Raw genomic sequence first — 12,866 nt, 5'->3', positions numbered from 1 at the left:
GGTCACGCTACGCAACCGCCGTCACGCTCATAGTCATGACGAACGAACTCACCCCGAATTGGGTCCCCAGGTCAGGTCTTCAACTACGTCTCGCCGGGGTCCACTTCGACGCCGTCCGGGTCTGCGGCGTCCGCGGGGAGGCCGTGCTGCACCACCTCACCGGACTGACCGAGGGACGCCCCGGACCCGTCGTACGGGAGATGAGCGGCTGCCGGTGGACGTACTTCCTGCTGGCCCCCGGGGAGAGCGCGGAGCACGACTGGCCGCCGGGAGCCCGCCGCTTCACCCGGTCCGGGCAGGACGAGTACATCGGGGTCCCCGCACCGGAGGGCAACACCTACCCGCTCGGCTGGGGCGCCGGCGCACCGGAGATCGGCGAGTTCGTGGACGCGGAACTGCTGCACGGGGTGCTGATGGCGCAGCTCTGCCGGATGCCCGAGTGATACTCGGGGCATGGGAACGGATCTTCACGAGCTGCTGAGGTCGCTGCGGGTGTGGGACGTCGAGCTGCCGGACTTCGACCCGGCAGCCGCGCCCGCCGCACCCCTGCCCCTCTTCACGGAGTGGCTCGCGCAGGCGGTGGCGGCGGGCCAGACCGAGCCGCACACGATGTCGCTGGCGACGGTGGACGAGGACGGTCTGCCGGACGTACGGATCGTGATGCTGCACGGCGCGGACCCGGACGGATGGGCCTTCGCGAGCCACACCACCAGCCGCAAGGGACGGCAGCTCGCCGCCCGTCCGTACGCGGCGATCGAGTTCTACTGGCCCGCCCAGGGCCGTCAGATCCGGCTGCGCGGACCGGTCACGGCCGCACCGCCGGAGGAGGGGCAGGCGGACCTGCACGCCCGCTCGACGGGAGCGCTGGCCGCGGCGCTGGTCGGCAGGCAGAGCGATGTCCTCGGCTCGGCCGAGGAGCTGGCGCTCGCCTCGGACGCCGCCTGGGAGCGCGCGGGGCGCGAGCCGGACGCGACGGCGCCGACCTGGACCCTCTATCGCCTCCAGCCCGAGGAGGTGGAGTTCTTCCAGGGAGACGCGCGACGCCGCCACGTACGGCTCGTCTACCGCCGTGCGGGGGCGGACTGGCACACGGAGCTGCTGTGGCCCTGAGGGGCTGAGGACGCGGGCCGCGCTCCCGCCACCGTCAGGCGGACACTTCTGCGGGACGCGAAGGGTCCTTGAAGTCGTACACGTCGAAGTCGGCCACCGGCCGGTAGCCGATCCGCTGGTAGAGGCCGTTGCTGGTGGGGTTGGAGAGGTCGGTGAAGAGCAGGACGTCGTCCACGCCGGAGGCCAGCGCGGCCCGGCCGACCTCGACGGTGGCGGCCCCCGCGTACCCCCGGCCACGGAAGGGGGCGGGGGTGTAGACGGGCCCGACCCGCACCTGTCCGGCGACCCGGGGGGTCGTGCCGGCCATCGCGACCGGGGTTCCGTCCGGCGCCTCCCAGAGGGTGATGCCGCCGTGGGCGATCCGCGCGGCGGCCCAGTCGTCGGCGACACGCGCGGTCCGCTCACCGATCGCTTCGGCGAACTCGCCGTACCACCGGGCGAGCAGCCCCTGGTCACCGTCCGCGGCGGCCCGCGGCCGGCCGGGCGGCACGGGCCCGGGCACGGCCGGTGTGTCCAGCCGGTACAGCCGGTCGTGGCGGTACAGCGAGGCGCTCACGCCCGTGCGGCGCCGCTGCCAGGCCTCGGCGAAGACCGCGGCGGTGGCCCGGTCGGCGGTGACGCCCGGCAGGTCGTGACCGAGGTCCGCCAGGCGCGCGGCGAGGGAGTCGGCGTCCTCCTCGGACAGGGGCGTCACGTTCAGCCGGTGGGGCGGCGTGCGGAAGAAGGCCGCGCGCACGTCCCCGCCGCGCTCCAGCAGGCCGAGCACCGGCGCCTGCGCCCCGAACGTGCTCGGACCCCGGGTGCGCAGCGCGTGGGTCACCGTCAGCGGCACGGTGTGCAGAGCGGGCCGCGAACGGAGGAAGTCCCCCGCGCGCGTGAGGAAGGCGTCCACATCGTGGGTGACCGCCCAGGTGTGAGGCTCACGTGGCATGCCGCCATGATTCCGTCCACCGCCCGGTCGCCGCCTCCGGTTTTCCGGTACGGCGAAGGGCCGGAAAACGGGACGGGCTCGGGAACGGCACCGCACAAGGCGCCGCGGCTAGGCCACGTACGTGTCCGGGTCCGGGTTCAGGTTCGGGTCCGCCGGCACCGGGTCGGTCGCGACCCGCGCGTGCAGATGGACGTCCCGGAACGCGTCGAGCCGCCCGGCTTCGAACATCGCGCCCCTGAGCGTCCCTTCGTAACGGAACCCGCAGCGCTCGGCGACCCGGCAGGAGGCCTCATGGCCGAGGGCGTGGCCCAGCTCCAGGCGGTGCAGACGGATCGCGCCGAAGGCGAAGCGGGAGGCCAGGGCGAGGGCGCGGGTGGCGACCCGGTGGCCGCGGGCCTCCGGCAGGACCCAGTAACCGATGCGGGCGACGCGCAGGACGTGGTCGATCTCGTTGATGCCGATGTGCCCCAGCGCCGTACCGCCCGATCCGTCCATGACGCAGAAGGAGACACCCGTGCCGTCGGCGGCGCTCTCGGTGCGTGAGCGGAGCGACTCACGGGCGCTGTCGATGTCCCGGACGGGCCGGAGCGGGGTGTTCCAGCGCTGGAACTCCGGGTCGGACACACCGCGCAGCCAGGCCGCGACGTCGACGTCGGAATCCGCGTCCCAGGGCCGCAGCAGCAGACCGTGGCCGTGCAGCTCGGGGAAGGGCTCGGCGGGGGACCTCACGTGGAAACCGGACACCCATTCATTGAAACGCGTCGGCGGCCAGAGCTCACACCCGGGGCGCCCGGGGCCCGTGGGGGTGCGCGGGCGGAGCGGCGGCGGGACGGGGACGGAAGACGGGTGTCCCTTCGCGGAAGGCCACCTCCAGGTCCATGCCGATCCGCAGCGCACCCTGCGGGCACTCCACCACCTCGGTCATCATCCGCGGCCCCTCCGCGAGGTCGACGACGGCCGCGACGTACGGCACGCGGTCGCCGAACGGCGGGAGGTCGTTGCGGTGCACGACGGACCACGTGTAGAGCGTGGCGCGGCCGCTCGCGGACCGCCAGCGCACGTCCTCGCTCCAGCAGTGCGGACAGAACTCGCGGGGGTAGTGGTGCGCCCGGCCGCAGGCGTCGCAGTGGCGCAGCAGCAGCGAGCCCGTCGCGGCCGCCTCCCAGTACGGCCGGGTGAAGGCGTCGGTCTCGGGCACGTCGAACCGGGCGTTCACCGGAAGAGCCCGATCGCGTCGTCCAGCGACCACGTCTGCCAGGCCATCCCGAACAGGGCGACGGCCGAGATCAGCGCCATCATCGCGTTCTGCCCCTGCTCGGCCCAGTCGTGGATCATGAGCGTGAAGTACAGGACGTTGAGCAGCAGTCCCCCCGCCAGCGCGACCGGGGTCAGCAGGCCGGCCACCAGGCCCAGTCCGAGGGCGAGTTCGGCGTGCACGACGACGTGCGCCATCACCTTCGGGTGCGGCGCCACGACCCGCTCGAAACCGGAACGCACCGCGCTCCACCGGTGCTTGGCCGCCACGTCCGCGGCCCACGCGATCCCGGTCCCCCGCTCGAACCAGGCCGCCCTGTCCTTGTGCCGCCAGCTCTCCAGCCACCACAGTCCGAGCCCGATCCGCAGCACGGCCAGCCATTGCGCCCCGTCGAGCCAGATCGTGTCCATGGCCGAACCTCCTGCCGCCGCCGTTATCTGACGGTACGTCAGTTCAGCGTACGCGGGATGTCCGCGCAAGAGGCGGACACCGACCCCGCCTCCACGTCCGGAACACAACCAAGTGACCTACGCCACCAGCCGCACCCACTCCTCCTACAGCCGTGATCAGTTCGCAACCGATTCCGGGCTTGACCGAGACCTATCAATTGACGACGTGATTACGCTCGCGCTCATGGCCGACTCGACTGCTTCCTCCACACTCCGCCCGGTACCGTCCCACGAGGACCGACCCGTGTACGTGATCGGCGGCGGTCCCGGTGGCCTCGCGGCGGCGTACGCGTTGCGCGCCCGGGGCGTACGGGCCGTCGTGCTGGAGAAGTCCGACCGGGTCGGGGCCTCCTGGCGGCGCCACTACGACCGGCTGCATCTGCACACGACGCGGCGGCTGTCCGCCCTCCCTGGGCTCGCGATGCCCCGCGCGTTCGGGCGCTGGGTCTCCCGGGACAACGTGGTGCGCTACCTGGAGAAGTACGCCGAACATCACCAGTTGGAGATCGTCACGGGTGTCGAGGTCTCCCGCGTCGAACGCGTCGGTGACTCCTGGCTGCTGCACGCCACCGGCGGCCGCGAACTGACCGGCAGCGCGGTCGTCGTCGCCACCGGCCACAACCACACGCCCCGCATGCCGGACTGGCCCGGCCGCGACGCCTACAGCGGCGAACTCCTGCACGCCGGCGAGTACCGCAACCCGGCGCCCTACGCCGGACGGGACGTCCTGGTCGTCGGCGTCGGGAACACGGGCGCCGAGATCGCCGTGGACCTGGTCGAGGGCGGCGCCGGGCGGGTGCGGCTCGCGGTGCGCACCGCACCGCACATCGTGCGGCGCTCCACGGCCGGCTGGACCGCCCAGTTCACCGGCATCCTCGTACGGCGGCTGCCGGTGCGCCTCGTCGACGCCCTCGCCGGACCGATGGCCAAGGTGAGCGTCCCGGACCTGTCGGCGCAGGGGCTGCCGCGACCCGAGACCGGTCTCTACTCACGCGTCAACGAGGGCTCGATCCCCGTCCAGGACGTCGGTCTCGTCGACGCCGTGCGCAAGGGTCGGGTCGAGATCGTGGCGGCGGTGGAGGGCTTCGAGGAGGGCAAGGTCGTCCTCGCCGACGGAACGCGGATCGGCCCCGACGCGGTGATCGCCGCGACCGGGTACGAGCGCGCGCTGGAGGGACTGGTCGGACACCTCGGCGTACTGGACGAGCGCGGCCGCCCGGTCGTGCACGGCGGACGCACCCCGAAGAACGCGCCCGGCCTGTACTTCACCGGTTTCACCAACCCCATCAGCGGCATGTTCCGCGAACTCGCCCTGGACGCACAGAAGATAGCGAAGGCCGTGGCCCGCGCCGCGGGACGGACCCGCGCCGCGAACTGAGCCGAATCCGTCGGCCGCGCGGCGGGCCGGGCCGGGCCGGTCACGACCGTGACCGGACACACGCCCGGCCGTGCACCCGCAGGGAGCGGGCGGTGACGCCGGAGCCCGATGACGGGTTCCGGTCCCCGTGCCGCGGGTACGAACCAGGTGCCCGTCGAGCCCGTCGAGCCCGTCCACGGATCCACCGCCCGTCTGCCGCGCACCCGCCACACACCCGCCCGAGCGGCCGTCCGGGCACTCGCCCACGCACCCAGGGGTTCGGCACCCGCACCGCACGTACGCGCGGCTTTGCTTGCACGACTGTTCCTGACAGGCCGTCAGTTAAGTAATCTGACACAGCGTCAGTTAATTGGCTGTCACACAGGAGCGGGCGGACCGATGCTTGGATCAACCCACGGCACCCTCACCACCGACTCCCGCCGGGCCCGGGTCATCGCCTGCGGCGAGCAGCCCTCACCCGTCGTGCACGGCCGGCCGGCCGATGTCGACGACCTCGACGTCAGCGGACGCCCGCTGTACGCCGACGTACCCGATCTGGACCGCTTCTTCCGCCCCGAGTCGGTGGCCGTCGTCGGCGCCTCGGACACCGAGGGACGGCCGAACACCGGCATCACCCGGCAGTTGATGTCCTGGGCCGAGCGGGTCGGGGCCCGGCTGCACCCGGTGCACCCCACCCGCAGGTCCGTCTTCGGCCTGCCCTGTTTCCCTTCCGTCGGGGACCTGCCCGAACAGGTCGACCTGGCCGTGCTCCTGGTCGGCGACCCGCTCGCCGTGATCGGCGAACTGAGCGAGGCCAAGGTGAAGTTCGCCGTCGCCTTCGCCTCCGGGTTCGCCGAGACCGGCGCCGAGGGCGCGGCCGCGCAGGACCGGCTCGCCGCCGCCGTGCGCCGCTCCGGCCTGCGGCTGCTGGGCCCCAACACCAACCTCAACGCCTTCGAGCGGTTCCGCGACGACCTCGAAGGGCCCGCGGTCGCCCTCATCACCCAGTCCGGCCACCAGGGGCGCCCGGTCTTCGCGATGCAGGAACTGGGCGTACGGCTCTCCCACTGGGCACCCACCGGCAACGAGGCCGACCTGGAGACCGCCGACTTCATCTCCTACTTCTCCGAGCGGCCCGAGATCGGCGCCATCGCCTGCTACGTCGAGGGGCTCAAGGACGGCCGCTCCTTCCTGCTCGCCGCCGACCGCGCCGCCCGGCGCGGGGTGCCCGTCGTCGCCGTCAAGGTCGGCCGCACCGAGGCCGGGGCCCGCACCGCCGCCTCCCACACCGGAAAGCTGACCGGCGCCGACACGGTGGTCGACGCGGCGATGCGGCAGTACGGCGTGATCCGCGTCGACGGGCTCGACGAACTCCAGGACACCGCGGCGCTGCTGGCCCGCGCCCGCGCCCCGCTGGCCGACGGGGTCGCCGTCTATTCGATCTCCGGCGGCACGGGGGCGCACTTCTCGGACCTGGCGACGGCGGCGGGGCTGCGCCTGCCGGACCTCTCGGCGGCCAAGCAGGCCGAGCTGCACCAGTGGATACCGGAGTATCTGAGCGTGGCCAACCCCGTCGACAACGGGGGACACCCGGTCGGCGACTGGCGCGGCCGGAAGATCATCGACGCGATCCTCGCCGATCCGGCGGTCGGGGTGCTGATCTGCCCGATCACCGGCCCCTTCCCGCCGATGAGCGACCTGCTCGCACGGGACCTGGTGGACGCGGCGGAGCGGACGGACAAGCTGGTGTGCGTGGTGTGGGGGTCGCCGGTCGGCACCGAGGCCGCCTACCGCGAGACGCTGCTCGGGTCGGCGCGGGTCGCCACCTTCCGTACGTTCGCCAACTGCATCACCGCCGTGCGGGCCTATCTGGAGCACCACCGGTTCGCCGCCGCGTACCGCTCGCCCTTCGACGAGGCGCCCCGCACCCCCTCGCCCTCCTTCCGCAAGGCACAGGCGCTGATGCGGCCGGGTCAGCAGCTGAGCGAGCACGCGGCGAAACAGCTGCTGCGCGCGTACGGGATCCGGGTGCCGCGCGAGCAGTTGGTGACCAGCGCGGCGGCGGCCGTGCGCGCGGCCGGTCTGGTGGGCTACCCGGTGGTCATGAAGGCCTCCGGCGCGCAGATCGCGCACAAGACCGAACTCGGCCTGGTGAAGATCGGGCTGACCTCCGCCAGCCAGGTCAGGGACGCCTACCGCGAACTGACCGACATCGCGCGCTACGAGGGGATCCCGCTGGACGGGGTGCTGGTGTGCCAGATGGTCGAGCGGGGCGTCGAGATGGTCGTGGGGGTCACGCACGACCGGCTCTTCGGGCCGACCGTGACCGTGGGGCTCGGCGGCGTCCTCGTCGAGGTGCTGCGGGACGCGGCCGTCCGCGTGCCGCCCTTCGGCGAGGACCAGGCCAGGGGGATGCTCCGCGAGCTGCGCGGCCGGGCGCTCCTGGACGGCGTGCGCGGGGCGCCGCCGGTGGATGTGGACGCGCTCGTCGAGGTCGTCCTGCGCGTCCAGCGGATGGCGCTGGAGCTCGGTGACGACATCGCCGAGCTCGACGTCAACCCGCTGATGGTGCTGCCCAGGGGGCAGGGGGCGGTGGCGCTCGACGCGCTGGTGGTGTGCGGCTGAAGCGCCGCGCCACCCGCCGCGCGACCAGCCGCCGACCACGCCTCGTACGAACTGGAGCACCCCCATGCCCGACTCCCCCCGCGAACCGTCCGATTCCACGCAATCCACTCGAAAGTCCCTCGACTCATTGATACGCCACGCCACTGACAGCGCCGTCTCGTGGATCACCCTCGACCGCCCCGAGGCGATGAACGCCCTCACCTGGGACCAGCGGGAACGGGTGATCACGCTGCTCGCGTCGGCGTCCGCGGATCCGGACGTCCGGGCCGTGGTGATCACCGCGACGGGCCGCGGCTTCTGCGCGGGCGCGGACCTGAGGGGGGCGCCCGCGGCCGGCGAGCGGATCCCCGGCGACGTCGCCCGCACCCTCCGTCTCGGCGCCCAGCGGCTCGTCGCGGCGGTCCTCGACTGCGAGAAGCCGGTGATCGCGGCGGTCAACGGCACCGCGGCCGGCCTCGGCGTCCATCTCGCCCTCGCCTGCGACCTCGTACTCGCCGCCGAACCCGCCCGCTTCATCGAGGTGTTCGTGCGTCGCGGGCTGGTTCCCGACGGCGGCGGCGCGTATCTGCTGCCGCGTCTCATCGGTCCGCAGCGCGCGAAGGAACTGATGTTCTTCGGCGACGCGCTCACCGCCAGGGACGCCGAACGGCTCGGCCTCGTCAACCGCGTCGTCCCGCCCGAGGAGCTGGAGAGGACCGCCCGCGCGTGGGCCGAACGCCTGGCCGCCGGCCCGACCCGCGCCCTCGCCCTCACCAAGCAGCTGGTCAACGCCTCCCTCGACACCGACCGCACGGCCGCCTTCGCCGCGGAGGCGGCCGCCCAGGAGATCAACATGACGACGACGGACGCGAAGGAAGGCGTGGCGAGCTTCGTGGAGCGGCGGGGGGCGCGGTACCGGGGGCGGTGAGAGGGATTCCTGACGCCGGCGGGCCCGCACGGCGGGGACACCGGTCCGGTCCGGTCCGTTCCGTTCCCGGCGGCCACCCTTCCAATCTGACGCGTCGTCAGGTTCAATGGTGAGGTGATGGGACACGCAGGAATGGCGGCGGCCGCCGTGCGGTATCTCCGGTCGGCCGGAGCCCCCACCGTCGCGGGGCCGGTCGAGATGCTGCCGCGGCCGGAGTTGCGCGCGGTGGGCGAGGACGAGCGGGCGCCGGTCGACCAGGGCGAGTTCCGGCGGGTCCTGGGGAACTTCGCGACGGGCGTGACCGTCATCACCGCACCGGAGGGACCCGGGGACGCGGGACCGGCCGGTTTCGCCTGCCAGTCCTTCTCCTCCCTCTCCCTCGAGCCGCCGCTGGTCTGCTTCATGGTCGGCCGTACGTCGACGACCTGGCCGCGCATCGCCCGCGCCGGCGCCTTCTGTGTGAACGTGCTGGGCGCGCATCAGGGCGACCTGTGCCGCGGGTTCGCGGTGCGCGGGGCGGACAAGTTCGCGGGGGTCGGGTACGACGCGGCACCCGTGTCCGGCTCGCCCCGCCTCGCGGGGACGGCGGCCTGGATCGACTGCGCGATCCACGCGGTGCACACGGGCGGGGACCATCTCATCGTGGTGGGACGCGTGGACGCGCTCGGCACGGGGGACGACGACGCGGGCCGGGGCGACGGCGCGGGCGTCGCGCCGCTGCTGTTCCACCGAGGGCGCTTCGCCTAGGGCGCGTCCGACATCGCCCGTGGGGGCGTGGTGCGCCGTTCATGGGTCTCGGGCATGGCTCTCAGGGGTGGACCCTGACTCGGCGTCAGGGGTGGATCAGGGTGGGCCGGGGGGCTTCCCGGTGGCTGCCCAGGGGTGCGCGGCGGCAGGCTGAACGGCATGGAGATCACCGCTGAGAAGCGCCCCTCGGCCGTCCGTCGTGGGGCCGCCGGGCTCGCCGTCGCCGCCGCCCTCGCCACCACGGTCACCGCCGCGGCGGGCTCCCCCGCCCTCGCCGCCACCCCGACCGTCACCACCATCGCGGACGCCGCCCCCACCGCCGCCGCCCACGTCGCCACCATCGCCACCACGGCCAAGGACGCCGGCACCGCTCCGCCCGTCGTCCCGTACGACTTCAGTGACTGCCCGGACATCCCGGCCGGCGTCGACGCGGCCCGCTGGAAGTGCGAAGTTCTCACCGCCACCGGGTCGTTGACGCTCGGCAACAGGAGAGTTCCCGAGCTGGCGCCGATGACCATCACCCACGCCGAGGGCCCGCTGCCGGACGGCGGGGACGGGCAGGTCTGGGGCGCGATGCGCAGCACCTCGACCCCCGTCCCCGGCGGCCTCCTCGGCACCGGGCCGGCCGGTCACGGCCCCCTGCTGCCGCTGGCCCTGCGTCCCGAGTACGGCGGCAGGTCCGACTTCTACTCCACCGGGAACAGCCTGGGCCTGTTCACCCTGCGCTTCCGCGTCCTGAGCCCCCTGCTGCCGCACGGGTGCGTGACAGGGGGCGGCGACGCCCCCGTCGAACTCCGTCTGCGGCGCGCGGGCGACTCCGAGTGGGTCTCCCAGGACCCGCCGGTCATCAGGTTCGACGCCTACGACGACACCTTCACCGCCCCGGCCACCGTCGGCTGCGGCCCGCTGGGCCGGCTCGTCGACGACCGGCTCGGCCTGCCGGGAGCGACCGGGAACGCGATCACCCTGTCCGCCCGGTACACCTTCAAGACGTACGACCGGCTTCCGGCGCGCTGACCTCAGACGGCCGCCGGCACGGACAGCAAGGGAGCGACCGGCCGCCGCCGGATGACCAGCGCCATCATCGCCGCCACCGCGCACAGCGCACCCGAGGCGACCCACACCATGTCGTACGAACCGAACGCGTCCCGCGCGACACCGCCGAGGAAGGCGACGAGGGCGGCGCCGATCTGGTGGGAGGCGAGCACCCAGCCGAAGACGATGGCACTGTCCTCGCCGTACTGCTCACGGCACAGGGCCAGGGTGGGCGGGACCGTGGCGACCCAGTCGAGGCCGTAGAAGACGATGAAGAAGATCATCGGGGGATGCACGGTCGAGGACATGAGCATGGGGAGGAAGAGGAGCGAGACCCCGCGCAGCGCGTAGTAGACCGCGAGCAGCCGACGCGGTTCGAAGCGGTCGGTGAACCAGCCGGAGGCGATCGTGCCGACCACGTCGAAGACCCCGATGACCGCGAGCAGTGAGGCCGCCGCCGTGATCGGCATCCCGTGGTCGTGGGCCGCGGGCACGAAGTGCGTCTGGATCAGGCCGTTCGTCGAGGCGCCGCAGATGGCGAAGGTGCCGGCCAGCAGCCAGAAGGGGCCGGTGCGGACCGCGGAGAGGAGGACGGTCACGGCACGCCGGGCCGCGCCCTGCACGGGCGCGGGCTTCGGCACGAACTCGGCCGCGCCGTAGGGCTTCAGGCCGACGTCCGCCGGGTGGTCGCGCAGCAGCAGCCAGACGAAGGGGACGACCGCGAGCGCCGCGAGGGCGACCGTCACCGCGGCCGGGCGCCAGTCGTGCTCCGTGACGATCCAGGAGAGCACCGGCAGGAAGATCAGCTGGCCGGAGGCCGAGGCCGCCGTCAGGATGCCGGTCACCAGGCCCTTGCGTGCCGTGAACCAGCGGTTGGTGACCGTCGCCGCGAAGGCCAGGGCCATCGATCCGGAGCCCAGTCCGACCAGCAGGCCCCAGCAGAGCAGCAGTTGCCAGGCCGCCGTCATCCACACGGTCAGCCCGGAGCCGAGCGCGATCACCATCAGGGCGACCGCGACCACGCGCCGGATGCCGAAGCGGTCCATCAGCGCGGCCGCGAAGGGCGCCGTCAGTCCGTACAGCGCGAGGTTGATCGACACCGCCGCGCCGATCGTGCCGCGCGACCAGTGGAACTCCTGGTGCAGGGGGTCGATCAGCAGACCCGGCAGCGAGCGGAAGGCCGCGGCGCCGATGATCGTCACAAAGGTGACGGCGGCGACGAACCAGGCACGGTGGATCCGGGTGCGGCCGGGGGCGGAGGCCGGCGGAGCGGCGTCCACGGCGTCGGTTGTCTGGGTCACACCAGAGAGCTTCGAGGATGCGGCCTTCCCGAACGAGTGGCCGGGAGGACAGCATTCGCTAGGATCGGGCCATGGGTCCTCAGGGTACGTTCCGCCGGCACCGCGTCGTCGTGCTCGCTCTCGACGGGCTGCTGCCCTTCGAGCTCGGCATCCCGCAGCGCATCTTCGGCAAGTCGCAGGATGCCGAGGGGCGATCCCTGTACGAGGTCGTCACCTGCTCGATCCGGCCACCGGGCCCCGTCGCCACCGACGCCGACTTCGCCGTCCTGGTCGCGAACGGGCCGGAGGCACTCGCCACCGCCGACACCGTCGTCGTCCCCGCCTCCTACGAACTCGGCCCGGTCCACGAGCAGGGCGTCCTGACCCCCGAGCTGGCCGCCGCCCTCGCCCGCATCCGCCCCGGCACCCGGCTCGTCTCCATCTGCACCGGTGGATACGTCCTCGCCGCCGCCGGATACCTCGACGGCCGCCCCGCCACCACCCACTGGTCCCACGCCGAGCACTTCCAGCGGCTCTTTCCCAGGATCAGGGTCGACGCCGACGTGCTCTTCGTCGACGACGGGGACATCCTCACCTCCGCGGGCGTCGCCGCCGGAATCGACCTGTGCCTCCATATCGTCCGACGTGACCACGGGACGGCGGTCGCCAACGACGTGGCCCGCCGGACCGTCGTACCGCCGCACCGCGACGGCGGTCAGGCGCAGTACGTGCAGCGGCCCGTCCCCGAGCCGCAGGCGGCCACCACGACCGCGGCCCGTGCCTGGGCGCTCGACCGCCTCGGCGAGCCGATCCAGCTGCGCGACATGGCCGGGCAGGAGTCCATGTCCGTGCGCACCTTCACGCGCCGTTTCCGTGAGGAGGTCGGCGTCAGCCCCGGGCAGTGGCTCACCCGGCAACGCGTCGAACGGGCCCGGCATCTGCTGGAGTCCAGCGATCTGTCGGTCGACCAGGTGGCCCGGGACGCCGGCTTCGGCACCGCCCAGTCGATGCGGCAGCACCTGCAGGCGGTCCTCGGGGTCACCCCCACCGCGTACCGCCGTACCTTCCGCTCCTCGGGCCGGAAGGCCGAAGCCCGGCCGGACGGCGGGGCCCGAAGCGGTGGCACTCGACTCGGCACCGCGCGGGCGGGCGCCGTCGCCTGAGCGGCGC

13 protein-coding genes are annotated in these 12,866 nt (G+C 73.3%); 8 read left to right on the top strand and 5 right to left on the bottom strand.

The genetic code is table 11. The annotated features are described in order from the left end of the window. Positions 1 to 35 precede the first annotated feature (35 nt). Positions 36 to 443 (top strand): hypothetical protein, encoded by a 408-nt coding sequence (locus OG199_RS23895; RefSeq protein WP_356797748.1) that lies wholly within the window; start codon positions 36 to 38, stop codon positions 441 to 443. Positions 444 to 453: 10 nt separating this feature from the next. Next, positions 454 to 1,110 (top strand): pyridoxal 5'-phosphate synthase, encoded by a 657-nt coding sequence (locus OG199_RS23890; RefSeq protein ID WP_356797750.1) that lies wholly within the window; start codon positions 454 to 456, stop codon positions 1,108 to 1,110. A gap of 34 nt (positions 1,111 to 1,144) precedes the next feature. Here the strand turns inward: OG199_RS23890 and OG199_RS23885 are convergent, their stop codons facing one another. From OG199_RS23885 to OG199_RS23870, 4 genes are all read right to left on the bottom strand, one after another. After that, positions 1,145 to 2,041, bottom strand: a complete 897-nt coding sequence (locus tag OG199_RS23885) for a GNAT family N-acetyltransferase (RefSeq protein ID WP_405831175.1) — start codon at positions 2,039 to 2,041, stop codon at positions 1,145 to 1,147. A gap of 108 nt (positions 2,042 to 2,149) precedes the next feature. Next, entirely contained in the window at positions 2,150 to 2,785 is a 636-nt protein-coding gene (locus tag OG199_RS23880; RefSeq protein ID WP_401800437.1) for a GNAT family N-acetyltransferase, read from the bottom strand. Between the two features lie 31 nt (positions 2,786 to 2,816). Further along, positions 2,817 to 3,257 carry a Zn-ribbon domain-containing OB-fold protein gene (locus tag OG199_RS23875; protein WP_401800434.1) on the bottom strand — a complete coding sequence of 147 codons (441 nt, stop codon included), beginning with the start codon at positions 3,255 to 3,257 and terminating at the stop codon, positions 2,817 to 2,819. After that, positions 3,254 to 3,706: a DoxX family protein gene (locus OG199_RS23870; protein ID WP_356797758.1), complete on the bottom strand. Its 453-nt coding sequence runs from the start codon at positions 3,704 to 3,706 to the stop codon at positions 3,254 to 3,256. Before OG199_RS23870 ends, OG199_RS23875 begins: the two co-directional genes overlap by 4 nt. Positions 3,707 to 3,929: 223 nt before the next feature. On the opposite strand from OG199_RS23870, the gene OG199_RS23865 reads away from it, so the two are divergent. The 5 genes from OG199_RS23865 (at position 3,930) to OG199_RS23845 (ending at position 10,398) form a co-directional block, all read left to right on the top strand. Beyond that, positions 3,930 to 5,123 (top strand): flavin-containing monooxygenase, encoded by a 1,194-nt coding sequence (locus OG199_RS23865; RefSeq protein WP_401800431.1) that lies wholly within the window; start codon positions 3,930 to 3,932, stop codon positions 5,121 to 5,123. Between the two features lie 378 nt (positions 5,124 to 5,501). After that, positions 5,502 to 7,727 carry an acetate--CoA ligase family protein gene (locus OG199_RS23860; protein WP_405831173.1) on the top strand — a complete coding sequence of 742 codons (2,226 nt, stop codon included), beginning with the start codon at positions 5,502 to 5,504 and terminating at the stop codon, positions 7,725 to 7,727. 64 nt (positions 7,728 to 7,791) lie between these two features. Next, positions 7,792 to 8,634, top strand: a complete 843-nt coding sequence (locus tag OG199_RS23855) for an enoyl-CoA hydratase/isomerase family protein (protein WP_405831171.1) — start codon at positions 7,792 to 7,794, stop codon at positions 8,632 to 8,634. 117 nt (positions 8,635 to 8,751) lie between these two features. Beyond that, positions 8,752 to 9,381 (top strand): flavin reductase family protein, encoded by a 630-nt coding sequence (locus OG199_RS23850; RefSeq protein WP_405831169.1) that lies wholly within the window; start codon positions 8,752 to 8,754, stop codon positions 9,379 to 9,381. Between the two features lie 159 nt (positions 9,382 to 9,540). Next, positions 9,541 to 10,398 carry a hypothetical protein gene (locus tag OG199_RS23845; RefSeq protein WP_405831167.1) on the top strand — a complete coding sequence of 286 codons (858 nt, stop codon included), beginning with the start codon at positions 9,541 to 9,543 and terminating at the stop codon, positions 10,396 to 10,398. 2 nt (positions 10,399 to 10,400) lie between these two features. Here the strand turns inward: OG199_RS23845 and OG199_RS23840 are convergent, their stop codons facing one another. Further along, positions 10,401 to 11,717, bottom strand: a complete 1,317-nt coding sequence (locus OG199_RS23840; protein ID WP_356800707.1) for an MFS transporter — start codon at positions 11,715 to 11,717, stop codon at positions 10,401 to 10,403. 71 nt (positions 11,718 to 11,788) lie between these two features. Between OG199_RS23840 and OG199_RS23835 the strand changes: the two genes are divergently transcribed. Continuing rightward, positions 11,789 to 12,859, top strand: a complete 1,071-nt coding sequence (locus tag OG199_RS23835; protein WP_405831165.1) for a GlxA family transcriptional regulator — start codon at positions 11,789 to 11,791, stop codon at positions 12,857 to 12,859. Positions 12,860 to 12,866: the final 7 nt, after the last annotated feature.

Origin of the sequence: Streptomyces sp. NBC_01176 (genome assembly GCF_045039825.1) — a bacterium.
In the GTDB taxonomy this organism is placed as follows: domain Bacteria; phylum Actinomycetota; class Actinomycetes; order Streptomycetales; family Streptomycetaceae; genus Streptomyces.
This window is presented reverse-complemented; position numbering and strand designations above follow the sequence as displayed.